The organism is Paenibacillus sp. FSL M7-0420 (assembly GCF_038002345.1).
Classification (GTDB): domain Bacteria; phylum Bacillota; class Bacilli; order Paenibacillales; family Paenibacillaceae; genus Paenibacillus_AQ.
On record NZ_JBBOCJ010000001.1, the window covers coordinates 4,267,460 to 4,291,536 of the forward strand.

The window sequence follows — 24,077 nt, forward strand, 5'->3', positions numbered from 1 at the left end:
AGGTGTGCCTGTGAGAAATCCATTTGATTTGAGCGAAAAAGTAGCAGTGGTGACAGGCGCAGCCGGGGGAATAGGCGCGGAATTGGCTCAAGCTCTGGCCGGGCAAGGGGCGGATGTTGCCCTGCTGGATGTAAGAGTGGACGAGCTGGAAGCGGCGCGGCAACAGATTGAAGCCCAGGGCCGCCGGGCGCTTCCGCTCCAATGCGACGTAACCCGCAGCACGGAGATTGAATCGGTGGTAGCAAGGATGCTGGAGCATTTCGGACGGTTAGATATCCTGGTGAATAATGCCGGAGTTGCCTCCGCAGGCTCTGTCGAGGAACTGGCGGAAGCGGAATGGGACCGGGTGATGGATACCAATGTGAAGAGTATTTATCTCATGTCCAAAGCTGTGATCCCGGCCATGAAGGCACGCAAGGCGGGCCGCATTATCAACCTTGCTTCCATCTGCGGTGTGAAGGGCAGCAAGCTGGCCGCCCTGCATGCCTATAATGCCTCCAAAGGCGCTGTCGTGAATCTGACCCGCGGCATGGGTGCGACCCTTGCTCCTTACGGAATCACAGTGAATGCGATCGGACCCAGCCTGTTCCCCAGCCGGATGACCCGCGCACTGTACCAGGACCAATTTCTGGAGCAGTATAATACGCTATGCCCCATGGGCCGGCCCGGCAACCCCGATGAATTGAACGGCGCTGTCCTCTACTTCGCCTCGGATGCTTCCAGCTACACGACAGGCCAGACGCTGTATGTGGACGGGGGCTGGACAGCCGTCTGATCCTAGCATAAAGAGCTGTCTTCCTAGCCTTGGAATGGCTGGAGGGCAGCTCTAGCTTTTACAGAAAGGGACGTCCCTTATATGGAGGGCGAATCAGAACAAATCCAACATCCCATCCAGCCGGTCAATCACGTAATCATGACTGCTCACTTCACCGAAGCCGTATCTTGCATATACAAAAGGAATCCCCGCGAACCTGGCCGCCTTCCTATCCCCTTCTGTATCGCCTACATAGACAGGACTCATCAGATGATTTCTGTCCATGACCAGCTTGATATTCTCTCCCTTGGACAGTCCGGTTCTCCCCGGATTCTCGTAGTCTGTGAAATACTTCTGCAACCCATGATACGCATAACAGGCCTCAATGTACCCCGCCTGGCAGTTGCTTACGATGAACAGCTTATATTTAGCCGATAATGCCTGAAGCACCTCTTCCACCTGTTCGTATAATCTTCCGCCTTGTCTCGCCAGCACATCACATTCCATGTCACAGCAATCATCCAGCATCCTCTGCCGGGTATCCTCATCCGTATCAGGGAACAGCCTTCGACCAACCTCCGGCACCGGCAGCCCCATAATGCCTTGTAAATCTTCTATACTTACTTCATTTGCAGCTCCATTGTAGCTGTTAATCACATGATTCCATCCTGCCACTACAGTCTCCGTCGGGTCCCATAACGTACCGTCCAGATCAAAAATAATACTGTCCATTTCGCATTCCCCTCACCTTCAGATCATAGTTGTTGTTCTAGAGGCCCCGCCCAGATCAAATGCACCATATTCAGCGAATAGCTCTCTGCTCTGCGGATCTGCATCCCCGACTCCCGCACCAGTCCAAGAACATCCCGGGTCTGATGGCATCCATAGATGCGGTACAGGAGCGGATTCAGCGCCCGTTGCAGCGAAGTAACCATTAGGTTAGAACCGAGTCCATGCTCCAGGAGCAGGATGGTGCCGTCCGGCTTACACCAGCGGTTCAGCTTCACCAGCAGGTTCAGCGGGTTCTTATAGCTGCATAAGGACAGCGTGGAGACAATCGTATCGAACGAATGCGCGGCAAAGCTCATGTCTTCGATATCTGCACATATACAATCGGCATCCAGGCGGTACTGTCCGGCGGCCCGTCTAGCCTTCTCAACCATAGCTCCGCTGAAGTCCACAGCCGTGATCTTGACGCCTTGAGGATAGAACGGGAAGTTCGCCCCGGCTCCGACGGCAAGCTCCAGCAGCTCACCCTTCGCAGAACCGATTAGCTTCTGGCGCCAGCGCCGCTGCTTCGGATCTTCTCTTTTACGGTCATAGTCCGTGGCCTGCCTGTCAAAAATCCGTATCAGCCGCTCTGTATCCATCCCCACCGTTCACTCTCCTTCTTAATACAGCCGCTTCTGGTAGCTCTCCTCTATCCCGCGCCGCACCACTTCCTCTGTGAACTCCGCTGCATTCACATGAGCGGCGATGATGGCCTGAGCAGACGGGAGCGTGGCTTCAGCAGGCCAGGTGCCGGGGTCCCAGACCTGCGATCTTTTGAAGGCCTTGGCACAGTGCATATAGCATTCCTCCACCTTCACCCCGATCCCCAGCGCAGGCCGCTTGCCTCTGGCTCTCATCCGATCCAGAATAGGCTCATCCTTAATGATATAGGCTTGCCCGTTAACCCGCAGGGTCTCTTCAAGTCCCGGGATCACAAAAATCAGACCGATATGCGGATTAGCCAGGATATTCAGCAAAGAGTCCAATCTGCGGTTGCCCGGACGTTCAGGAATGACCAGATGTCCTTCATCCAGCACCAGCACCGAACCGGGCGCATCCCCGCGCGGAGAGACATCGCATGAGCCGTGTTCATCTGCTGTGGACAGAAATAATAGAGGGGACATCGCTATATAATCACGGCAGTGATGATCCAGCTGATGGATCGCTTTGCGCTTCACCACTTCACTCGGATAGCCCAGAAGCTCTCTAAGCTCATTTTCCGATGTCAGCATGTCATGAAAAGGTTTATTCATCCCGCACCCCGCTTCTGATTATTATGTTAACCGTACTCCGCCTAACGCCAGACCTTCATCCGTTCATCCAGAGTGGAAGTATGCAGCTCCAGCTGAATCCCATCCGGGTCCAGGAAATTCACCGACCAGCCGGTTCCCCGCTGAACAGGTCCTCTGACGATCTCAACGTGATGCTTCTGCAGGATGTCTACAGCATCATTGAAATCTTCCTCTGCGATATAAAAAGCTACGTGATCCATCCCGGCGAATTCGTCTAAAGGCTCCTTGGTAACCGTTCGTTCAAGCAGACAGACCCAGGCGCTGCCCCACTCCAGATAGGCATCTATCCGGCCGCGGTGTCTGACATTCATACCCAGAATGCCCTGATAGAACTCCAGAGATGCCTTAAGATCGCGTACCTTAAGTGTGATGTGACTGAATCCGGTGACTTTCATTTGATCATCTCCTCCTATCATACGTTCCTTAGTTCACTACAACCATCTCACAAACTTCTTATGTACTACTTCGATCTGATGCCGATCTGCCCATTCCTTTAGCGCCTTTATCCCTTGATCTTCCTGCTCCGGGAAGCGAAAACAGTATTTGTAAGGAACCAACAGGTGCGCTTTAGGCTTTACTGCGATCACGGGCATGAGGTGTCCTTTGATGAAAATCCGCTTAATAGCAGAGGCTTCAATCTCTACATTCTTGATCTGCAGGGCTTCCGGCCTTATCCCTATGTTGAACACTCTGCTGAAGGTCAGCAAACGATAGATCATAATTCCTGCAACGGCGGTTGCGATTCCGACGACGAGATAGACCCAAAAATACTCCAGCGGAGTAGTTCGGTCAAAGCGAAGAAAATAGCATATCCAGAATACCATAAGGGCCACCACGCTTATAGTCGCCGGCAATTCAGCAGGACGTTTACCCTTGAACACGATCCTCTTCTCCATCCCTATCCCCCTTCTCATTTATCCTGAAGAACAACAAGCTTCTTCTATCATACAGGGAAATGCTGGAATGAGGAAGGGTAGGAGGGCTGACGACATTTATCAAGCCCATATATGCTTTTTTAGCCACACGATCAGAGTCTAAGGGTTTAGACTCTCATCGACCACTTTTATTAAGCAGCATTGTTGCATTTCTTGCAGCAATTTTCTAAACAACAATGAATGAGAGCCATCTGCCATAGGATGTTCCCTCATTCATACTCTACTCTCGCAAAGTACACTAAAATTTATTCATTAAAATTTTTGACTATCCTGCGGCTACAAGATATTATGGAGGGCATAAGGGCTGACATAGATCAGGAGGACGAACCATGGATGTGTTTGCAGAGTATCTGGCGAAAATCGATAATCCGGTCCATCAGGCAACAGTGGAGGAAGTACTCGCCTGGGTGTTGCAGGAGTTCCCGCAGCTCGAACCGAGAATTGGCTGGAACCAGCCGATGTTCACCGATCACGGAACATACATTATCGGCTTCAGTGTAGCCAAAGGGCATATGGCTGTCGCCCCGGAAAAAGCAGGCATGGATCATTTCGATGAGATCCTCAAGCAAGGCGGAGTAGATCACACCAAGCTGCTGATCCGCATGAAATGGACGAATCCGGTGGATTACGGCCTGCTGAGACAGCTAATCGAGTACAATATTGCCGACAAGGCGGATTGCACAAGCTTTTGGCGGGTATAGCTGCAGCTAGTTATCCGCTCCCGGATACAGAAAAGGACATGCGCGGGTAGCATGTCCTTCTTTTTTGTCACCAAATCACGCCACTGACAATCTTGCGGTGATCTGACACATACGTTCTGAATTTATGCTCCTGTGCGGCATCCTCGAACGATTGCTTGGCAACGAACCAATATTCTTGTGGCCCATTGAACAGCAGATAGTAGCTCTGGTTCTCCCATACCCGGGTGAAAGAGCCCCATGTCATGACGGAAGCGTCCTTCTCCGGACTGAAATTGATCCCCTCTGCATCGAACAGATATTCAAAGTCCTTATTGTACCTTGTATCTGCCGACAATATCTTCGGTAAAAGCAAGGTTCGCATCACAATTGACATTCCCATGGTCAGAACCAGCGTAATCGATATGCCGAGCAGAATAACCGATTGGTTCTGAGTATACAGAATCATGCACACCGCTATAAATACCGCTTGAACGCCAATGGACAGTATGGATTTCCACGAGTGGAAATATAATGCCCGTGCCACCTTGGAAATATGCCGTCCATAATGAAAGCTGATTGTCTCCATCCTGCCACCCTCTATCTCTTCACTTCATCACTTATAGTAGTATAGCATCCAACGCGTAGAAAATCCTGTCCTGTTCACACTTCGCGTGTCTCTTCGGGATGATATAGGATTCGCTGGTAATCCCAATCCTTCGTATCCATATCGCCCAGATACATCCGTTCATGCTCCGGGACAAGCTCATATTTGATTCTAAGCTGCTCCCGGTAGTATTCACTTGGATTCTCCAGATAAGCATAATATGCCGCCCGGCACGCTTCATGCGCCGTTTGTTCGCCATTAAGCTGCTTGTGGAGGTTGTGCAGCTCTTTGAGCTTCTCTTCCGCATCCGCAGAATACAGCGAAGCGCCAAGCGTCACCTCGCCCAATTGCAGAATCTGCACCTTAACAGGTGTATCCATTGTCGTGAAGAAGGTCTTATCTGCAACAAGCTCGTCCAGCTCCTCCAACGTATATTCTGCTTCAGCAGGCAGGTTATAGACCGCTACCTTTCCGTCCTTGTATATTACAACATCGACCAGGTATACTGCGCCGCTATACTTCATGAACAGATGGATACTTTTGCCCTCCGTCGTCTGGTAGAACATTTCGCTGTTGACATAGAATTCCGTGGCTGTTGGCGAAAGGGCGATCCGGCGCGCCTCATTGCGCTGCTGCTCACTAAGAGAAATGTCATAGATATTCGTAAGCTCAGGATTCAGACGGGCCACCGTATCCTTCACATGCTGGTAATAACCCGCTTCATTGTAAATCCACTTCGCCGACTCTACCGTATACGCACCCAGTCCATGAATGGACAGCTGCTTCCCGGAGGGGACTGCCGGCGTTAACCAGCCTGAATTTATTTTGCCGGATAAGCCCTTAAGATCTGTAAGCTCCCAGCAGTTGACCATGCCGTCTTCGTACACATCTACATTAATATAGAAGTAACTTCCTCCGTTATGGATGATTCCGGGAATGGAAGTCCCTTCCACCGTCTTGATTCTTCTAATTGCCCTCATGTGAAACCCTCCTTAGCTAGGACTTGGCAAGTGGTTCGACGGCTGGCTCCGGTCCAAGCTTCACGCACAACGTTGCAATCAGGGCTATCAGGAACCCGGTGGTACATGCGATCAGGAAGCCGCCGAACCCTTCCCCCAGATAAGCAGGCAGCGTAGCCAGCCCCGGAAAAGCGAATGAAATTGCAGACGAGCCGAACATCCCGACCATCCCGCCGCCAATCGAGCCTGCAATGCAGACAATAATCATCGGCTTACGCAGCGGCAGATTGACCCCGAACATTGCAGGCTCGGTGACACCGAACAAGGCCGATATCGATGCTGACAGGCTTAAGGTGCGGAACTGCTTGTCTTTGGCTTTGATGAATACCGCAAGCGCTGCTCCTGCCTGGGCAAATGCGGCGGGACCCATCAGCGCGAGGATGGTGTCTGAACCGCCCGTGCTGATATTATTGATCGCCAGCGGCACCAGACTCCAGTGCAGTCCGAAGATGACCATCGGCTGAATGATCGCCCCCAGCACCATTCCGGCGCCGACTGAGCTGAGATTATACACTGTACGGTACCCGTCTGCCAGGGCGTCCCCGGCCAGCGCCCCCATCGGTCCGAATACCAGCAGCGTCACCGACGATACCACGATCACGGAGATCAGCGGAGTGAAGAAGCCGCGGATGACCTCCGGCAATATTTTGACACAGAATCGCTCGACATAGACCAGCAGGCCTACCGCCAGGATGATGGGAATAGCGCTTGCAGGATAATTCACCGGCTTGATGCTCATGCCCATAAACTCAATGACTTCGTTGTTCGCAAATAGTGTAGTCAGACTGGGATATAGCATAACCCCGCCTATAACGACCGCCGTAAAAGGATTCGCCCCGAATTTACGGGCTGCCGTAAACGCCAGCAGCAGCGGAAGGTAATGGAACAGGCTGTCCGCCATAGCATTCAGCACCGTATAGGTGCCTTCCGTCTTGCTTAGAAGCTCCAGCGCCACTGCACCAGCCAGAAGCCCTTTCATGATTCCTGCCGCGCTCAATATATTAACTATGGGAAGAAAAATACCAGAAATGCCGTCAATAATGATATTGACCAGACTGCGTTTGGATGGCTTCACGACTGTCTCCTCATTCACTACGTTCATATGATCCCCCTGCATTCTTACTCCACTGTAATACGAATGACCCGCAAGAGTCACTTTTCGCAAAGTACCCTCCTACGGGTCAAGCTCAACACCGGCGTTATTGCCGGCTCGGTTCTCTAGAAGACTTTGGTCGTCCATGATTCGCAGTTCCAGGTATCGGTCACGATATCACGGTAGAATTCAGGCTCATGCGAGATCAGCAGAATGCTGCCCTTATACGCTTTGAGCGCACGCTGCAATTCTTCCTTCGCATCGACATCGAGATGGTTGGTAGGCTCATCGAGTACCAGCAGATTGCTCTCCCGGTTAATCAGCTTGCACAGACGTACCTTGGCCTTCTCGCCGCCGCTCAAGACAGCGATTTTGCTCTCAATATGCTTGGTGGTCAGGCCGCATTTCGCCAGTGCTGCACGAATCTCGAATTGGGAGTAGGAAGGGAATTCGTTCCAGATCTCCTCAATACAGGTGTTATAATTGGATTCCTTCATTTCCTGCTCGAAATACCCGATCTCCAGCAGATCGCCAAGCCGGGCTGTGCCCGAGATAGGCTGGATCTGGCCGAGAATACTGCGCAGCAGCGTGGTTTTACCGATACCGTTCGCACCGACGAGAGCAATCTTCTGACCCCGCTCCATGCTCAGGTCCAGCGGACGCGACAATGGGGAATCATACCCGATTACCAGATCCTTGGTCTCAAAAACCATTTTGCCGGAGGTCCGCCCCTGCTTGAAGTTGAATTGCGGCTTCGGCTTCTCCTTGGCAATCTCGATGACCTCCATCTTATCCAGCTTCTTCTGGCGGGACATTGCCATGTTGCGGGTCGCTACGCTCGCCTTGTTGCGTGCTACGAAGTCCTTCAGATCGGCAATCTCCTGCTGCTGGCGCTTGAACGCGGATTCCAGCTGTGACTTCTTCGCTTCATACACCTGCTGGAAATATTCATAATCGCCCACGTAACGCGACAGCGACTGGTTCTCCATATGGTAGATCAGGTTGATCACGCTATTCAGGAACGGAATGTCATGCGAGATCAGAATGAAGGCATTCTCATAATCCAGCAGATAACGCTTCAGCCAGTTGATATGCTGTTCATCCAGATAGTTCGTAGGCTCATCGAGCAGCAGAATGTCCGGCTTCTCCAGCAGCAGCTTCGCCAGCAGCACCTTGGTCCGCTGACCGCCGCTGAGGTCGTTGACATCCTTGTCCAGACCGATATCGGTCAGACCGAGGCCGCGTGCGGTTTCATCGATTTTGGCATCGATCATATAGAAGTCCTGGCTGGTCAGCATGTCCTGAATCGTTCCGACATCCTCCAGCAGCTGCTCCAGCTCTTCAGGGGTCACATCCCCCATCTTGCCGTACATGTCGTTCATCTCCTGTTCCATATCGAACAGGTATTGGAAGGCCCCGCGCAGCACATCCCGGATGGATTGCCCATGCTGAAGCACCGCATGCTGATCCAGATAACCGGCGCGCATCCGCTTCGCCCATTCCACCTTGCCTTCGTCCGGTTGCAGCTTACCGGTAATGATATTCATGAAGGTGGATTTACCTTCACCATTGGCACCAATCAGACCAATATGCTCGCCCTTCAGCAGACGGAAAGAGACATCTGTGAAGATGGCCCGGTCGCCGAAGCCGTGACTTAGCTTTTCTACATTTAATATGCTCATGAAGTTACACCTTTTCCTTTATTCTATATTCTCGTCATATTATAAAGGCTAACGCGCCACAACTCCAGAAGGTTTATGAAAAAAGCGGAAAACAGTTACATAGAGTCCTTTCCGGTAGAGCTATTTCATAGTCATTAAAAATCGTTCACCATCCTGATTTATCCATATATTTTTTGCACTGCGATTTTATGGAAGTCGAGTTTCTTATAGACATGCCGTGCTCTAATATTCTTAAGATTGGTGTCGAGTACAATCTTGGGGATTCCCTGAGTTTTAATAAATAGCGAATCAGTATCCCCAAAAACTGCGCCACTTTATTCAGTTAAAGAAACCCATAAATCTTGACACCCATCTCTGCCACATCTTCTGAATTGTGCTGAAGGTTAGTTGGAAGACTATTTTCAACCTATTAGTTAATAACTCTAACGACTCACTACTCCTGCTTAATAGTAATTGCATAGCTATAACCTGTCCTATTATTTATGCATTAGATGTAAGCATATCTAAATGGAAAGGAAAAACAAAAATACTTTTATAGATATAAATATATTATTGATTGACATCTATAGTATAATAATGGTATTTTTATTGATGTAAGGTGTTTATATTTTCTATATTATTATTTATATTACCAATTTTCCCGAAAGTAGGTGGTTTATCAATTTAGTTAGATTCAAATTAAAAGTTAGTCTTGTCCACAAAAAATTGATACAAAGAGAAAGGGTGCAGTTGATAATGAATAATTCAATAAAAAGAGGAAATGCTCCAGTTACTAAAAAAATCTTATCGGTACTAATGGCATGTTCTTTATGTTTCGGACTAAGTTCTACAGCCCTTGCTTCCTCAGAATATAATGACACTATTACAATTAACGAAGATGGCGCAGTAGAAACATATATCGGTAATTATGCAACCAAAAGTATTATTACATCTGAGCTAGACGACACTCTTGCAAATGACTTAAGTGTAGATAAGATTTCTCCACAAGCTACATATTCTATCTCTAATATTAGTCAACCAAGCAGATGGAATTTATTTTCACCTGTCTCAAGTTATGTAGCTTATCCTCTCTCCGTTTCAGCCGCACAGGGAATTACAACAACTGTTAACGCCTCTGTTACAGGCGGTGGAGGAGTAGATATAAAGTTCTTGAAGGCTAACATTGCAGCAACCATTGGTGCAAGTGTGGCATTTACAACAACCCAAACCATTAGTTATCCCAATTCTACTCCAGGTACCAAAGGAAGAATCGTCTTAAGATATTCGCAAAATCAATATACGTATACTATCACTAAGTTAGGCGTAAAATACCCAGGTAGCGCTTTCACACAAGCGTACGATGAGTATTACGCTTTACAAACCGTATCACTTTAATTAATTTATGATGATTAATTGTTACAAAAAGTAGAATTAAGTAATGAATTAAAAATGAGAGTGAATACTTACTATTCACTCTCATTTTGTATTACTACTAGAAGGGTTGCGGAAATATATGAGGAAGTCTGCAATTATTATACTTATATTCTTTATCACATTGATATCAGGATGTGAGAATAACAACACAGAGATATTAACGAAAAAGTTAGATTTTAACCAAGCTATCGGAGTATATACTATTGATCTAGAGCATTCGAAGGACATGACTCCTTCAATTTTATTGGTTGGGAAAACAAACAAATTGAGAAATGATGAGCTTAACGAATTAAATAATCAAAACACTTCAATAACCTTATTAAATGAAAAAAAAGAATCCATAAAATTCAATACAGAAAATATAAAATGGCAAATTTATGATCCTAAATTGTTAGAAGAAGGATTTTCTGTAAGACTAGTTTCTAACAATATATTAGATTTAAAAGAATCATTACTTAATAAAGTTTTAATTGAACACAGAGATAATAAAAAAATAAAAAAGAATATCAATCCAATTTATTTACAATTTTATTCTGGCAAGCAAAACGGTCTCTCTATAATGGAATCACCATTTGCACCCAAAAACAAAATAGAAATAGGAAAGGAATACTCTTACGCATATAAAATTTTAGATTCTAATAAAATTATAACTAATGATATTCGATCAGAAATTATTTATCCTGATGAAGCAAGAGAATTTATTGAGATTATTAATGTTAATGTTACTCGTGATGAATATTCAGAGGATCAAATTAAAGAGGAATTTAAAGATAGTGTAGATGAAAAAAAATTAGAAAATATTGCAGTCTATGAAGTTCTATGTACATATATTATTAAGAAACGAGGAAATATTGTTTTCCAACCAGAAATCAAGCTCTTTTTTGATCAAAAAGAACAGAGTTTGGCCCCTTTTGAACCAATTTGTTTTTTTAATTTTAATGAATAATCAAAATAAAATAAAATTGGAGAAGATAAATATGTCATTTATTAAGAAGTTTTCTATAATTTTAATATCTTTAACATTGTTTTCAGGGTGTGAAGGTAAAAACTCTGATTCACCAAATAATAAAACTTTAAATGATGAAGAGTATAATTTGACAATTACTAATAACAGCCCATTATTTTTGAAAAGTGTAGTTGTGACTGTAGATGAAAAAGACGACACACACATTAATTCTCAAATTGATAGTAATATTAATGTTGGTGAAGTCGCAAAGTTCAGGATCAAGAATGGGAATCATAATTTCAAGATCACACTCAATCCGAAAAAGAACTACTCCGTAAGTAAAGAAGTCAGTGATAAATTCGAACAAGGTAAAGTAATCAATTATCAAGTAGAAATCGATAGAAATGAAGTCACAATTAATAAACAAACCGACAATGGGACATCTGGAGAGTAACCCAAGTTAGCGGAGGTAAGAATGTTAGAATTTAAGGAAATAGGAATCAGTGCAGTTAAATACGCACTCCTGAATTTTGTTCTGGTCATAACAAACTTATTGTTATATGCTTCAGGACCAAATGGGGGCGGAACCGGGGACCGGGAGGAAGGGCTGATGTTCTATCAGATGTACTTGATCTGCCTGATTGCGGGATTTGCCATCTAAGGGGTATGGTCCATTACAGCAGGTAGATATGAGAAAAAAACAAGAGGTCTAACTGCTATTCCTGTGTTATTATCCTCAGTTTTTATCACCAGTGTATTAATTTATGCTAACCGTAGGTACAAGAACCTGTATGATGGCGAGTTTGTGAATGACGCAGGGTCCAAGGTCCTGACACTCTACGCCGACACTTCCCTGTACCTCGTGTACTTCCTTCTGCTCTTCGCTGTTTGCATCAGCGTGCTTGGAATTGTTAAGCGGAACAAATTATCTATACTGGGGCTGCTGCTGAATCTATCGCTGCTAATACTCATAAACCTAATACAATTTGTATAAAACAATACTCTCCATTCTCGCAGAAATCATGGCATGCTACGATGAAGCTATGATGATCCGGAGTCAAGGAGGTGTACAAAATGTATATGGAACAAGGAAACTTGATCATACGGGAAGCAACTATGGCCGATACAGAGCTGTTATGCAACTGGTGGAACGACGGAGAAGTCATGGCGCATGCCGGATTTCCTGAGGGCTTAGGAATCACTGAACAAGAGGTGTTAATCCAATTGCAGACCGGGACAGATTCTGAACGTAAAGGACGTCTGATTCTGGAAATCGATGGTACTCCTGCAGGAGAAATGAGCTACAGTGCGGTTTCTGGACATGTGGCGGAGATTGGTATCAAAATCTGTGATTTCAACCAACAAAACAAAGGGATAGGCACACGATGTTTGGGAATGCTGATCCGCTATTTGTTTGAAGCACAGGGGTTTCACAAGATCATACTGGATACGAATCTTAAGAACACCAGAGCACAGCATGTATATGAGAAATTCGGCTTCCGGAAAATAGCGGTACGAAAGAATGCCTGGGCAGATCAGCATGGTGAATTACAGACTTTTATTGACTATGAGCTATCCCTAACGGAATGGACTCAAAATTCCTGAACGTGACTGGTCACGTTGTGTTCGGTTTTTCGCATACAAAAAAACGCCAACAGATGCATCCCTGCATTCGTTGACGTATTACCGAACCAGACTTACGTCCGGCGCATATACGCACGTACGGTAATCGGAGCGAAGACCGCCACAATCACAGCGGCTCCGATCAGGGAGTAGACCAGATCACTGCCTACCGTTCCATGGTTGACCAGTTCACGGACAGCAGTAACCAGATGCGAGATCGGATTGTTATTCACGAACCACTGAAGCCATTTCGGCATCGTATCAACCGGCACGAAGGCATTCGAGAGGAAGGTTAGCGGGAATAACACAATCATTGAGATCCCCTGTACACTGGAAGCCGTGCGGGCGATCACACCGAAAAAGGCAAAGATCCAGCTGATGGCCCAGGAGCATCCGATGACCAGAACCGCTGCCAGGGCAACCCCGCCGATGCCGCCTTCCGGCCGTAAGCCCATGATGTAGCCCATTACGAAGGTGAGTACCGTAGCAATCGTGTAACGTATAGTATCTGCTAACAGTGCTCCAGCGAGAGGGGCAATCCGGGCAATCGGCAGCGATTTGAAGCGGTCGAACACCCCTTTCTCCATGTCCTCCCGCAGCTGGACACCGGTGACGACAGAGGTCGTGATTACGGTCTGCACCAAAATTCCCGGAATGATTACCGGCAGATAACTGGCCACATCACCGGCAATCGCCCCGCCGAAAATATACGTGAACATCAAAGTGAAAATAATCGGCTGAAACGTGACGTCAAACAATTGCTCCGGTGTACGCCGGATCTTGAGCAGTCCTCTGTAGGCCATCGTAAAGGAATTACGTACCACTTGGCCGAAGCTGGTATGGTTTTTCAAATTACGGACTGCACCCGGCTTAATTAAAGTACTCATGCTAATACTCCCTCCTTCTTCTGTGTACTATCCGGGATAAACCCCGCGTCTTCCTTGACACCATGGCCGGTTAGGGTCAGGAATACTTCATCCAGCGTTGGCTTCTGCACACTCATCTCAAGCAGCGGTATGCCTGCCTCACGAAGGGCGATCAAGAGATCGGTTACCCGGTCCACGTTCCCCATCGGTGCGATAATTTTGGCTGCTTCTGCAGACAGGTTAGAGCGTACCTGAAGCACCTGCTCCACAATCTGCCGTGCCTTCAGCAACTGCTGCGGTTGGACCACCTTCAGGTGAAGCGAGGAGTTGCCCACCGAGCTCTTGAGTTCATCAACTGTTCCCTCTGCAACCACCTTACCGGTATCAATAACGGCAATCCGGTCCGCTAGCTGATCTGCTTCTTCAAGATATTGGGTCGTCAGCAGGACCGTTGATCCCGTATTCACCAGCCTGCGGATCGTCTCCCACATCTGATTGCGCGTCCGGGGATCAAGCCCTGTTGTCGGCTCATCCAGGAAAATGAGCGGCGGCTGCGCAATTAGACTGGCTGCCAGATCCAGCCGCCGGCGCATCCCGCCGGAGAAATTCTTCAGCGGGCGCTTCGCCGCTTCCGTCAAGCCGAATTCCTCCAGCAGGTCAGAAGCCTTGCTGCGCGACTCCGCACGTCCCAGGCCATGCAGCCTGGAGAAGATCACCAGGTTCTCCGTTGCGCTAAGCGATTCATCCACCGATGCATATTGACCCGTCACTCCGATTAACTGACGCACGATCTGCGGTTCTTTTGCCACATCATGTCCGAAGATACGCGCCGAACCTGCGTCAGGCCGAAGCAGGGTCGCCAGCATGCGAATTACGGTTGTCTTCCCGGCACCATTGGGACCCAGCACCCCATAGATCATTCCTGTGCCTACTTTGAGATCCACACCATCCACGGCCCGGTTACTCCCGTAGATTTTGACCAATCCTTGCGCTTCAATGGCGTAGCTGCCGCTCTGGCCTGCTGATTGTGTCTGCTTCATGCTTTATTCCTCCTTGATTGCTGAATCTATAAGGATAGTAACCGACATATTTAAACTGAATTTAAACCTCCTTATACTCTGTCCGGTTGCTGTTACCCTATCCCATTAAACCAAAAATCCGATCCTTTGGGATCGGACTTGCGGAGTACGCTTGCAGTCGTACACTCTATATGCTGTTCTCCTTAATCATAGCCGCCTTCAGCTTCGGGTAATGCCTGGTACTCTTCTTTACCTGCTACAATGTCTGCAATGAAATTCCGCAGCTCCAGCAGCTGCTCTGCATCTTCCGTTAGCTCACAATTCTCGCCAGACCAGGACCAATTCCGTGTGAAGCCGTTGACGGTGATCCTCCAGCTGTCTTCCTGGTAAGGTACCCTCGCGCAGCTCTGCTTGAGGGGTACAAGCTCCAGCTTCCCCATGATGTGAATGCCTCTCATCCGCTCATAGATGCTGCGCATTTCATCTTCAGTCAGCGTAATATCCGCCGTGGCCGTTCCGTTCATGATCAGATCTTTGACCACGGTATCCTGATACGTATTGATCTCATTCTTAGTGACCTCCCCATACCCGTAACGGACGAGAAAATCGAAATCCGCAGGCATCTCTTCAGGCATTTCTCCCAATACCTCCGGCTGCTCCGGAGCGGGATGTGCATCCTTATTGGTGCTACAGCCAACTATGAGCAGTACGGCCAGCAGCAAGTAATATATGGGCCTCACGTTGGTCACCTCCAATATGTCTATTAATACTGTATGTAATTAACAGAATGATTACGAATTAAGCTTATATGGCAAAAAAGCCGGGGCCACAGTCACCTGTGTCCGCCAGCCTAGTATATCATGCTCACCGCCAATTCTTCACTTCTACCCACGCGGCACCCGGTCCGCTCCGTTCAAACGCTGTACCCACAGCTCCTTTAAAAGGCTCCAGCAAGCTCGGGTCCCGGTCGATCAGATCATACACATTCATGATGGCCGTATTCTTCGGGTCGCTCAGATAAGCGTTATCTTCTTCTCCGGTGAACAGCCGCCAGCCGCTGTCCTCCTCACGGGTAGGGGCCTCCCGGTACATCCAGCGCACACCGCTGCCTGGCGTCAGGCATTGTCTGGTGATCATAGCCGCCTTCTCTCCGGCTTCCACCCATGCAGGGTCTCCTTGTCGCAGGATGGTCTGCGCGATATGTCTGGGTTCGAACTCTACCGGATCTCCGAGCTGGAGCGACTGGATAACCCCCGGTGTATTGGTCAACAGCCCCGTGTACCGCCCGGTAAGCGGATCTCTCCCGGTGATCTCCACCCACATCCGTTCAGCCCGTGGCTGCCCTTCAGCCGGATGGGTCAGCATGAAGTGCAATCGCACCATTCTCCCCGTGCCCTGCGCTTCCCGCTCCTGTCTGGAGGGAATAAAAAACGACTCAGGATGCAGCCTGCTCGTCTCTTCCACATCTTCCAAAGTCCATTCCATGAAGTACGCCTCCTAGTCAGTTATACTAGACTACCATTACCCGATTGTAGGAGACACTATTCATTCTGTTAGGAAGACCTGTTCGCTCCGGCTGTATACCTGCACCGTTAAGGGCGCTTTGCTTCCCGCACCGGAATCCATATTTCACTTTTAAAGGTTGGCGAGTGGGTATCCTTGCTTTCATTCCACAGCAGCTCCGGCCCTTCGACCTGCTCGTAATTGGAGGAGGGGAACCATTCGGAATAGATCCGGCCCCAGACATTCTGGAGCGTACCCGGAAAGGGACCCGCCACTTCGAACACAGCCCATGCAGATGCTGGAACCTCAAGCTTGGCGTAGGACGGCGGACATTCCTGCGTGGTAGCTACTCCGATATAATGATCCAGCTCCCCGCGTTCATCCATCCGTCCTTCCGAGAAATTCACGGATGCGCTGATCATCCCGGCCGGAATGATATTCGACAGCTCCTTCAGCTCCCCTATCATCTCCATGCTCAGACTCTGCCACATGGCAGCAATCTCCGGGTTCACCCCGCTGAACTGGATAGCTACCCTTTTCTTGAGTCCAACGATCCGAAAACTCTCTTTCTCCTCAATACGGTAATTCATTTCACTGCCTCCTCTGATGGTTAACTGAAAAGTCATTCGAGGAAAGGCCTTCAGGGGTGTCCCTGCCGTTCTTGCTTCTGAAGGCGTTACGCCATGAAGCTGCTGAAAGGCTTTTGTGAATGCATCCGGCGAAGTGTATCCATACTCCAGGGCAACATCAATAATCCGGTGCTGGCTTCCCTGCAGCTTGAAGGCAGCCAGCGTAAGACGTCTGCGGCGGATATATTCCGAGAGCGGGATACCGGCCAGGAAGGAGAACATCCGTGTAAAATGATACTCCGAGCATAATGCGTAACCCGCAGCCACTTTTACATCGATCTCTTCCTCCAGATGCTCTTCAATGTAGAAGAGTGCAGCATTCATATCTTCCAGCAGGTTCACCGTGCACCACCCTTTCCTCACCATCAGATTAACAGCTACGCAGGGAATGCATCCGACAGTTCCTGCACCATATTAACGGGTACTTTCTTATTTAAAGACAATCCGCAAATTTAGAGGCATAATGAAGCATAGAATATATACGAATAAGCTAAACAGGAAATCCCCATTACATGGTTAAAAAGGGAGGTTGCCATGAAGCTTGTCCCCAACTGCATCACGCTCAGCCGGATCGCACTGGCTCTTCTGCTGCTGTACCTGGCGCCGCTGGGCACGGGCTTCACTATAGTCTACCTCCTGTGCGGAATTACCGATCTGCTGGATGGCCCTATTGCCCGAATGACCGGTACGGATAGCAACCTCGGTGCCAAACTCGATTCCCTGGCCGACATGACACTGGCAGGCACTGCACTCTATACCTTATATCCGTTCCTTGGTCTTACCCTCGGCCTCATCCTGTGGGTCGTGCTGATTGCCGTCATCCGGGGAACCTCCATCCTGACCGCGCTGTGCAAATTCAGCACCTACGGCAGCATTCATACCTACGGTAACAAGCTTGCCGGATTGCTGCTATTCCTTACACCGATGCTGCTTCCCTATGTGAATCAGGCGATCTGGACAATAATTGTATGCTTAGTGGCCACTCTATCTGCAATCGAGGAACTGATCCTGCTTCTAATCTCAAGTGAGCTGCAGTTGGACCGCAAGGGACTGTAGTGCGGCGTTGATTAGCATTCTGCATAGCGATGAAGCAACTCCTTGACCTGCCGCCTTGTATTTACGATCAGCACTTGCTGGTGAGCTCCGGCCTGCTTGAGCCTCTCCAAGGTAGTAGCACGGCTACGTGCCTTATAGTTCCAGACCCATTTCACAAAAGCCCAATCCAGCTTCTCTGGGCAGCCTTCATTCATATCCGGCCGGGTCTGGTTATGGTACATGACACGACGCTTCACAATCCGGTAAATACATAATAAACGGGGTAAATCCAGAAAAATAATGACCTCCGCACGCCTCAGTCTGCTATCCATGGTCCTTGAATAATTACCATCTATAATCCATTGCTCCTGATTTGTATATTGCCGTACCAGTTCATCCCACTCTTCATCTGGCTTAGGGACCCAGCCCGGGTTCCAGAAAAGGGTATCCAGATGTACAACCGGCAGATGTAGAAGAGCACCAAGCTGACGGGCCAGGGTAGACTTGCCTGATCCTCCTGATCCGAGAATTAAAATCCGGTTCATAGGCTTCTCCTTGTGCATTTTGACATCATAGTGATCCATCACTCCAGCCCCAGATACTCCCTAACGGCATCCACAACAGCAGAGGCCACGCTCTCCTGGAACCCGGAGGTCCACATCTTCGCCTCGTCGCCGGGATTCGTTAAATAGCCCAGCTCCAGCAGCACCGACGGCATTACCGTATCGCGCAGAACGAAGTAATTCCCTTTCTTCACGCCGCGGTCTTTGAGACCGGTAGCTTGAATGACATGCTTATGTATTGTCTCGGCCCAAGCCAAGGATTCTTCATGATAATAAAAGGTTTCTGTACCAGATGCTGATACCTCCTCATAGGTATTGCCATGAATGGAAATGAACAGGTCTGCGGGCAGGTTATTGGCGAACTGGGGCCGGAACAGCTCTTGTGAAGAGATAAAAGCATCCCCGGTCCGGGTAAGCCGGATCTCAATCTGCGGGTCCTGCTCCACCTGGGCTGCGATTTTCTCTGACAAGCTCAGATTGAAATCCTTCTCCAGCCGTCCGCTGACGGAGACTGCCCCGGGATCTTCCCCGCCGTGTCCCGGATCTACCACAACCTTATAGACCCTGCCGAGGTAGGGTTGGCTGCTGCTCTGCGGTTGACCCGTACTTCCGGGTACACGAATGACCGAATCCTCTGCCGGGGCTGCACTTAGACCTGTATCGGCAAGCTTCCCGCCAGAACCGCTGCCGGCGCCATCGCTACATGCCGCCAGCAGCAATAGGCTGAGCCATACGGCGGCTATCAGGTACGTTTTCCTCATTCCGGTTGCTCCTTCTCGCTCACTTCCTGCACGTTGCCTACTTCCATTTCAGCATACCGGAGGCTTGATAAGCAAGACCTAATTCTCAGCAGCTTCAGGGGCGTTTTCCCCGCCAGCCTTATCCGGTGAATTCAGCAGCACCAGCCCCCCGATAATGATCAGCAGACTTATGCCGGTGAGCAGATTGAACGGATCATTCCAGATCAGGATGCCGATCAGTGCTGTCAGCGCTGTCCCCACGCCAGACCAGATGGCATAAGCCAGGCTCAGAGGTATGGTGCGAAGACTGATCGATAAGCAGTAAAAAGCCAGGCCCATTCCAAGCACTACTCCGATCGACGGCAGCACACTGCTGAATCCATCGGAGAGCTTAAGCATAGTCGTACCGAAGATTTCTGAAATAATAGCAATGCTTAACGCTAAGTAACCTCTCATCTCTACACCCCCGTTGACAGCTTCAGCAGAACCACACCGCCAATGATGAGGATTAAGCCTGCTATTTTTCGCACATTCAGACGTTCCTTATAGACCAGCACGCCAACCAATGCGGTTAACGCCGTTCCCACGCCAGACCAGATGGCATAAGCTGTCCCGAGAGGGATTTCTTTCAGCGCCAGTGACAGATTGAAGAACGCCAGGCCCATGCCAGCGACCACTGCAATGGAGGGAAGCAGCTTTTTGAAACCGTTCGATGCCTTAAGCATAGAGCTGCCGAAGACCTCACTCACAATGGCTAAGGATAGTAACACATAAGCATTCAATGGGGTTGCCTCCTTAATGAATCATTTCATATAATTTCCGGATGACCTTATCACGCATGTCATCGCTGATCTCGCCGATCCCGAATACCTCCGATAACCACAGGCCGTCTACAGCCAGCCGGACAATGGAGCCAATTACCGGGTCCAGCCCATCATTCTCGATGTTCTCTTGCCAGACGGTGTAATGCTTCCTTAATTCATCCAGCAATTCACCGTTTGTAAAAAGCGCTGCGTTAAGAGCAACATTCATGTCCTGCCCATCCTGATCAGCTTCCACGGTAGACTGCAAATAAGCACGGCTCCACTTCCCTTGCTCCCGCGTATCCTGGGCCGCCCTCTTCTGGACATCTGCAACGAAATCATTTGTGATGCCCGAAACCATACTGTAGATTAATGCGTCTTTACTCGGAAAATGGTGCAGCAGACCGCCCTTGCTCACTCCTGCTTCAGCAGCCACCGCTTCAAGTGTAAGCTTCTCAATTCCGCTATTCCTAACAATCGTTGAAGCTGCAGCCAGAATCAGACTGCGTTTGGAATTACTGTTCACAATCATCACCTCGTCATTTACTATACCGTCCAGACGGTTTGTTTGTCAAGCAGATGAATTGCAGCACAAAGCGCTCATCAGCTGATGAGCGCTCCCGCAACTTATACTGTTCAATGGATATGCCGTTACAGTTAAGACCCTGACAAAAGTCCGCGGATATAGCCGCTTAATTCCCCGGCAGTCTGCTCATGCGCAGGCAGCCCCGGATGGGTCCGCGCGCCCATCGTCTCATTCGTCACATTCGGCAGCTGGAACACCGACACATTCTTGTCGCCCGTGGATCTCATATATTCATCCACCGCACGGTATATCGTTGGCATCAAAGAGAGGCCCAGCATTCCATACACCCAGAGAAGATGCGCTTCGGGATTATAGCTTCTCAGCTTCGCCAGGAACCTCGTGACTGCGGCCTCGAAGGCGGCCAGATCCTCCTCATGATAGCTTCCGTCTTCATTCAGCCGCTGCTTATAGATACGTCCGGTGTCCTCATCCAGCCACTCGGGGGAGTTGAACGCGCCGTCATCATTGGTGCCCAGGTTGACTACTACCACATCCGGCTGCCAGGCCGCAAAATCATTCATCGCATGCGCCCCAAGCGCTTCATTACGGGAGCCGGTCAGCAGACCGCAGACCTGCTCGTAGATGTCAGGGATATTGCCTCGCGGATTGTTGTCCCAGCTGGAAAGCACACCCCATCCGCTCTGAGAGATTACCCGGAATTCAGCCTGCACGGCATCGGCAGTGATCGCTGTATAGTTATGCACGCCGCTGAACCAGGCGGGAATCCAGTCCTCTTCGCTCTTGGAACCGATGACTCCTTCACCTGAAGTGATACTGTCACCGATGAACTCCAGCCGGTACGGCTTTGCTTCAACAGGCAGGAAGCTGCCGTCTGTGCGGACCGCATGGTACTGAAGATAAGAGCCGGGATCGCCGCTCATCGCCTGGACCTCTTTTACAATCCGGATATTCTTTACCAGCTCAGGGTTCATTCCTCTGAATACGCAGATCCAGTGCCTTCCGGCATTCACCATCTGTCTGCTGACGGGAACGGAGTTGATCAGCACACTGATCCAGGACTCGTGATGATCGTAACCGGATTCTACTTCAAGCCACAGCTCGGCGGCCCGGAGGTTCACCTCTATCGCACTGCCCGTCCAGAATAACGTCAGGGGGTTAAGCGCTCCGGTCGTTCTGCCATGAATCTTCAGATGCTTGATCTCTGTCAAAGGCTGTACCTGTAACTGCAAATGGGAATAGCTGCTCATTCTAATCCCTCCTGTTTGGCGGCAATCGAGAAGCTGCGGACCTTCATCCACTTCCCGCCCACCCATTCGTCGACGGTGCCCTTCCGCGTTCTAACACAGAACTTATGCGAGGTCCCGCGGTCAAAGCCCGTTGCTTCATATAACAGGTCTTCTCCCTGCTGTCCCTTGAAATACACCTGCTTCAGGCCGAGTCTGTTCAATAATTCCTGCTTCACACTGTCTGTATATTGGCGCGAGAATTCTTTTGTCATGGTTGTTCCTCCTGCTTCGTTTATCAACGGTTCAACTTCCCGGATGCTTCTTAGAGAATAACGTATATGCGGCGAATTTTCACCTTTATTTTTCACCAAACCGCCCTTAAATCCGGTTGATTTTGAACTCGGCCCTGTAATAGAATTAATGGATTATATAGAAAAGGATGCGCATACGCAATGCCTTACAAGGAATCACGTCCGCTTCGAAAAAGGTCGATTCTGTTCTTCTCGCTGATCATGCTGGTGAAGAGTTATTTCGCCTGGTATTACTTATTCGAGGACGGTCCAACCTGGACCACCTGGCTGAAGGAAATCCCGTTCGTGCTGCTGCTGTTCTGCCTCATTGAATGGTTCGCCACGAAGCACAAGGTCGCGATCTATCTGTTCGTCAATCTGCTCATTACCGTCCTGTTCTTCTCTCTCATCGTCTATCATAATCATTTTGGAATGATTGCTACGTCCCAAGTCTTCGGTCAGGTCAAGCAGGTAGGCGCCGTCAAAAAAAGTATATTCGCTGTCGTGCATCCGCAATATATGCTTATCTTCGTAGACATCATTATCATCAGCCTGATCATGCTCAGACGGAAGAAAGCGCTGGCCTGGAAGCATTCCATGTCCCGCCCCAGCAACCGCAAGGCGGTAGCTATCCTGTTCTGTATCTCGCTTACGCTGTGCATGATGAATATCTTCCCCAATAAAGCCAGTATGAACGAGAATGTCAAGGCAGAGCAGATGGGCATTCTCAATTATGAAGCTTACGCCCTGCTGCGTGAACCCGCAGAGGAGCCTATGGACCCTGCGCAAATCTCTCAGGCTGGTATCGATAGGACAAAGGGCATTCAGCAGAAGGCTGATCCAGTCCTGTTCGGAGCTGCCAAGGGCAAGAATCTGATCATCCTGCAGATGGAGTCGCTCCAGAACTTCCTGATCAACCTGTCGGTGGACGGAACCGAAATCACGCCGAACCTGAATAAGCTGGCTGGCGGGAGCTACTATTTCCCCCGGTTCTTTCAGCAGGTAGGCCAGGGCAATACCTCGGATGCCGAATTCATCGTCAACACTTCTTTTTATGTGCCGCCGGACGGTCCAGCCACAGATAAGTATGCTCCGAAGGAGCTGCCGAGTCTGCCGAAGCTGCTGGAGGCACAGGGGTATGATACCGCGACTTTTCATACCAATAATGTAGAGTTCTGGAACCGCGGGGAGCTGTATAAGGCGCTGGGCTTCAATCAATATTATGACAAAACCTACTTCGGTGAAGAGGATGCCGTCTTCTACGGCTCCTCGGATGAAGTTCTGTACCGAAAGACCTCTGCGGAGCTTGCGCGGATGGATCAGCGTGAACAGCCCTTCTATGCCCATGTCATCTCGATGTCGTCACATAATCCGTTCTCGATCCCGGAGAGCAAATACAAGATGACCTTGCCGGAACGGTATGAGGGGACACTGGTCGGCGACTATATCCGGGCGGAGAATTATGCCGATTATGCCCTTGGCCAGTTCATAGAAGAGCTTAAGGGCAGCGGGGTATGGGACAATAGTGTAATCGTACTCTACGGCGATCACCGGGGACTGCCGATTTTCTCACTGAAGGAAGAGGATAAAGTCCTGCTGCAGGAAATCCTGGAGCATGAGTATAATGAGCGTGACCTGATTAATATACCGCTGATCATCTCAGCCACCGGCGTTACGGCACCGGCACTGAAGGAGCAATTAGGCGGCCAGGTGGACATTCTGCCGACCGTTGCCAATCTGCTTGGTGTCCCGCTGGACTATCATATCCACTTCGGACAGGATCTGCTCAACCAGACAGCGTATAACCTGCTGCCGCAGCGCTATTACCTGCCTACGGGTTCATTCGTTAATAATGAAGAGCTGTTCCTGTCAGGCAGCGGGTTCGAGGACGGCCAGCATTATACGTTATCCGGTGACGGGACGGATCTGCTTCAATCGACAGAGGATGAATTCACCCGGGCGCTGGAGCTGCTGCGCATGTCCGACAGTTATGTTACTCAGCTGCCTGACCGGGTAGTTGAAGGTCCGCCGGAGGGCGAATAAG

General features: G+C 49.4%; 30 protein-coding genes. 9 read left to right on the forward strand and 21 right to left on the reverse strand.

Annotated elements, in window-relative coordinates; all coding sequences use genetic code 11:
• Positions 1-10 precede the first annotated feature (10 nt).
• On the forward strand, positions 11-775 hold the full coding sequence (locus MKX51_RS18245; RefSeq protein WP_340993366.1) for an SDR family NAD(P)-dependent oxidoreductase: 765 nt from the start codon (positions 11-13) through the stop codon (positions 773-775).
• 93 nt (positions 776-868) lie between these two features.
• Here the strand turns inward: MKX51_RS18245 and MKX51_RS18250 are convergent, their stop codons facing one another.
• Genes MKX51_RS18250 through MKX51_RS18270 form a run of 5 tightly spaced genes read right to left on the reverse strand, consistent with a single transcriptional unit; the run spans position 869 to position 3,713 of the window.
• Positions 869-1,486, reverse strand: a complete 618-nt coding sequence (locus MKX51_RS18250) for an HAD family hydrolase (RefSeq protein WP_340993367.1) — start codon at positions 1,484-1,486, stop codon at positions 869-871.
• A gap of 23 nt (positions 1,487-1,509) precedes the next feature.
• Entirely contained in the window at positions 1,510-2,124 is a 615-nt protein-coding gene (locus MKX51_RS18255) for a class I SAM-dependent methyltransferase (protein ID WP_340995639.1), read from the reverse strand.
• 21 nt (positions 2,125-2,145) lie between these two features.
• Positions 2,146-2,778: a pyridoxamine 5'-phosphate oxidase family protein gene (locus MKX51_RS18260; RefSeq protein WP_340993368.1), complete on the reverse strand. Its 633-nt coding sequence runs from the start codon at positions 2,776-2,778 to the stop codon at positions 2,146-2,148.
• Between the two features lie 41 nt (positions 2,779-2,819).
• Positions 2,820-3,212, reverse strand: a complete 393-nt coding sequence (locus MKX51_RS18265) for a VOC family protein (RefSeq protein WP_340939924.1) — start codon at positions 3,210-3,212, stop codon at positions 2,820-2,822.
• Positions 3,213-3,248: 36 nt separating this feature from the next.
• Positions 3,249-3,713 (reverse strand): hypothetical protein, encoded by a 465-nt coding sequence (locus MKX51_RS18270; RefSeq protein WP_340993369.1) that lies wholly within the window; start codon positions 3,711-3,713, stop codon positions 3,249-3,251.
• A gap of 368 nt (positions 3,714-4,081) precedes the next feature.
• On the opposite strand from MKX51_RS18270, the gene MKX51_RS18275 reads away from it, so the two are divergent.
• Positions 4,082-4,453, forward strand: coding sequence for an iron chaperone (locus MKX51_RS18275; RefSeq protein WP_340993370.1), 372 nt, complete (start codon positions 4,082-4,084; stop codon positions 4,451-4,453).
• A 67-nt stretch (positions 4,454-4,520) separates the two neighbouring features.
• Here MKX51_RS18275 and MKX51_RS18280 read toward each other — a convergent pair whose 3' ends face one another.
• The 4 genes from MKX51_RS18280 to MKX51_RS18295 all read right to left on the reverse strand — a co-directional run bounded on the left by MKX51_RS18280 (position 4,521) and on the right by MKX51_RS18295 (position 8,830).
• Positions 4,521-5,018: a YcxB family protein gene (locus tag MKX51_RS18280; protein ID WP_340939918.1), complete on the reverse strand. Its 498-nt coding sequence runs from the start codon at positions 5,016-5,018 to the stop codon at positions 4,521-4,523.
• Positions 5,019-5,092: 74 nt separating this feature from the next.
• Positions 5,093-6,016 (reverse strand): DUF7638 domain-containing protein, encoded by a 924-nt coding sequence (locus tag MKX51_RS18285; protein WP_340993371.1) that lies wholly within the window; start codon positions 6,014-6,016, stop codon positions 5,093-5,095.
• A gap of 16 nt (positions 6,017-6,032) precedes the next feature.
• Positions 6,033-7,157, reverse strand: coding sequence for a PTS transporter subunit EIIC (locus tag MKX51_RS18290; RefSeq protein ID WP_340993372.1), 1,125 nt, complete (start codon positions 7,155-7,157; stop codon positions 6,033-6,035).
• Between the two features lie 116 nt (positions 7,158-7,273).
• Entirely contained in the window at positions 7,274-8,830 is a 1,557-nt protein-coding gene (locus MKX51_RS18295) for an ABC-F family ATP-binding cassette domain-containing protein (protein ID WP_340993373.1), read from the reverse strand.
• A gap of 735 nt (positions 8,831-9,565) precedes the next feature.
• Here MKX51_RS18295 and MKX51_RS18300 point away from each other — a divergent pair.
• From MKX51_RS18300 to MKX51_RS18320, 5 genes are all read left to right on the forward strand, one after another.
• Positions 9,566-10,204: a hypothetical protein gene (locus MKX51_RS18300; RefSeq protein WP_340939915.1), complete on the forward strand. Its 639-nt coding sequence runs from the start codon at positions 9,566-9,568 to the stop codon at positions 10,202-10,204.
• A gap of 118 nt (positions 10,205-10,322) precedes the next feature.
• Positions 10,323-11,189, forward strand: a complete 867-nt coding sequence (locus MKX51_RS18305; RefSeq protein ID WP_340993374.1) for a hypothetical protein — start codon at positions 10,323-10,325, stop codon at positions 11,187-11,189.
• Positions 11,190-11,220: 31 nt separating this feature from the next.
• A complete protein-coding gene (locus tag MKX51_RS18310; RefSeq protein ID WP_340993375.1) occupies positions 11,221-11,643 on the forward strand; it encodes a hypothetical protein in 423 nt (140 codons plus the stop codon).
• A gap of 21 nt (positions 11,644-11,664) precedes the next feature.
• Positions 11,665-11,850 carry a hypothetical protein gene (locus tag MKX51_RS18315; RefSeq protein ID WP_340993376.1) on the forward strand — a complete coding sequence of 62 codons (186 nt, stop codon included), beginning with the start codon at positions 11,665-11,667 and terminating at the stop codon, positions 11,848-11,850.
• A gap of 413 nt (positions 11,851-12,263) precedes the next feature.
• Complete coding sequence (locus MKX51_RS18320; protein ID WP_340993377.1) at positions 12,264-12,794, forward strand: GNAT family N-acetyltransferase; 531 nt, start codon at positions 12,264-12,266, stop codon at positions 12,792-12,794.
• 92 nt (positions 12,795-12,886) lie between these two features.
• Here the strand turns inward: MKX51_RS18320 and MKX51_RS18325 are convergent, their stop codons facing one another.
• The 5 genes from MKX51_RS18325 to MKX51_RS18345 all read right to left on the reverse strand — a co-directional run bounded on the left by MKX51_RS18325 (position 12,887) and on the right by MKX51_RS18345 (position 17,171).
• Positions 12,887-13,699, reverse strand: a complete 813-nt coding sequence (locus MKX51_RS18325) for an ABC transporter permease (RefSeq protein ID WP_340993378.1) — start codon at positions 13,697-13,699, stop codon at positions 12,887-12,889.
• Entirely contained in the window at positions 13,696-14,718 is a 1,023-nt protein-coding gene (locus MKX51_RS18330; RefSeq protein ID WP_340993379.1) for an ATP-binding cassette domain-containing protein, read from the reverse strand. Before MKX51_RS18330 ends, MKX51_RS18325 begins: the two co-directional genes overlap by 4 nt.
• Before the next feature lie 182 nt (positions 14,719-14,900).
• A complete protein-coding gene (locus MKX51_RS18335) occupies positions 14,901-15,437 on the reverse strand; it encodes a hypothetical protein (protein WP_340993380.1) in 537 nt (178 codons plus the stop codon).
• A gap of 124 nt (positions 15,438-15,561) precedes the next feature.
• Complete coding sequence (locus tag MKX51_RS18340; RefSeq protein WP_340993381.1) at positions 15,562-16,182, reverse strand: immunity protein Imm33 domain-containing protein; 621 nt, start codon at positions 16,180-16,182, stop codon at positions 15,562-15,564.
• 107 nt (positions 16,183-16,289) lie between these two features.
• Positions 16,290-17,171: an AraC family transcriptional regulator gene (locus tag MKX51_RS18345; protein WP_340993382.1), complete on the reverse strand. Its 882-nt coding sequence runs from the start codon at positions 17,169-17,171 to the stop codon at positions 16,290-16,292.
• Between the two features lie 192 nt (positions 17,172-17,363).
• Between MKX51_RS18345 and MKX51_RS18350 the strand changes: the two genes are divergently transcribed.
• Positions 17,364-17,885 (forward strand): CDP-alcohol phosphatidyltransferase family protein, encoded by a 522-nt coding sequence (locus MKX51_RS18350; RefSeq protein ID WP_340993383.1) that lies wholly within the window; start codon positions 17,364-17,366, stop codon positions 17,883-17,885.
• Between the two features lie 11 nt (positions 17,886-17,896).
• On the opposite strand, the gene MKX51_RS18355 is transcribed toward MKX51_RS18350, so the two are convergent.
• The 7 genes from MKX51_RS18355 to MKX51_RS18385 all read right to left on the reverse strand — a co-directional run bounded on the left by MKX51_RS18355 (position 17,897) and on the right by MKX51_RS18385 (position 22,015).
• The gene (locus MKX51_RS18355; RefSeq protein ID WP_340993384.1) at positions 17,897-18,409 is read right to left on the reverse strand and encodes a DNA topology modulation protein; all 513 of its coding nucleotides are present in this window, start codon (positions 18,407-18,409) and stop codon (positions 17,897-17,899) included.
• A 38-nt stretch (positions 18,410-18,447) separates the two neighbouring features.
• Positions 18,448-19,188, reverse strand: coding sequence for an N-acetylmuramoyl-L-alanine amidase family protein (locus MKX51_RS18360; RefSeq protein ID WP_340993385.1), 741 nt, complete (start codon positions 19,186-19,188; stop codon positions 18,448-18,450).
• A gap of 78 nt (positions 19,189-19,266) precedes the next feature.
• Positions 19,267-19,623, reverse strand: coding sequence for a DMT family transporter (locus tag MKX51_RS18365; RefSeq protein WP_340993386.1), 357 nt, complete (start codon positions 19,621-19,623; stop codon positions 19,267-19,269).
• 2 nt (positions 19,624-19,625) lie between these two features.
• Entirely contained in the window at positions 19,626-19,949 is a 324-nt protein-coding gene (locus MKX51_RS18370) for a DMT family transporter (RefSeq protein ID WP_036733186.1), read from the reverse strand.
• A gap of 13 nt (positions 19,950-19,962) precedes the next feature.
• Positions 19,963-20,496, reverse strand: a complete 534-nt coding sequence (locus MKX51_RS18375) for a TetR/AcrR family transcriptional regulator (protein WP_340939900.1) — start codon at positions 20,494-20,496, stop codon at positions 19,963-19,965.
• Between the two features lie 131 nt (positions 20,497-20,627).
• On the reverse strand, positions 20,628-21,764 hold the full coding sequence (locus MKX51_RS18380; RefSeq protein ID WP_340993387.1) for an SGNH/GDSL hydrolase family protein: 1,137 nt from the start codon (positions 21,762-21,764) through the stop codon (positions 20,628-20,630).
• Positions 21,761-22,015 carry a hypothetical protein gene (locus MKX51_RS18385; RefSeq protein ID WP_340993388.1) on the reverse strand — a complete coding sequence of 85 codons (255 nt, stop codon included), beginning with the start codon at positions 22,013-22,015 and terminating at the stop codon, positions 21,761-21,763. Before MKX51_RS18385 ends, MKX51_RS18380 begins: the two co-directional genes overlap by 4 nt.
• A 180-nt stretch (positions 22,016-22,195) precedes the next feature.
• Between MKX51_RS18385 and MKX51_RS18390 the strand changes: the two genes are divergently transcribed.
• On the forward strand, positions 22,196-24,076 hold the full coding sequence (locus MKX51_RS18390; protein WP_340993389.1) for an LTA synthase family protein: 1,881 nt from the start codon (positions 22,196-22,198) through the stop codon (positions 24,074-24,076).
• Position 24,077 lies beyond the last annotated feature (1 nt).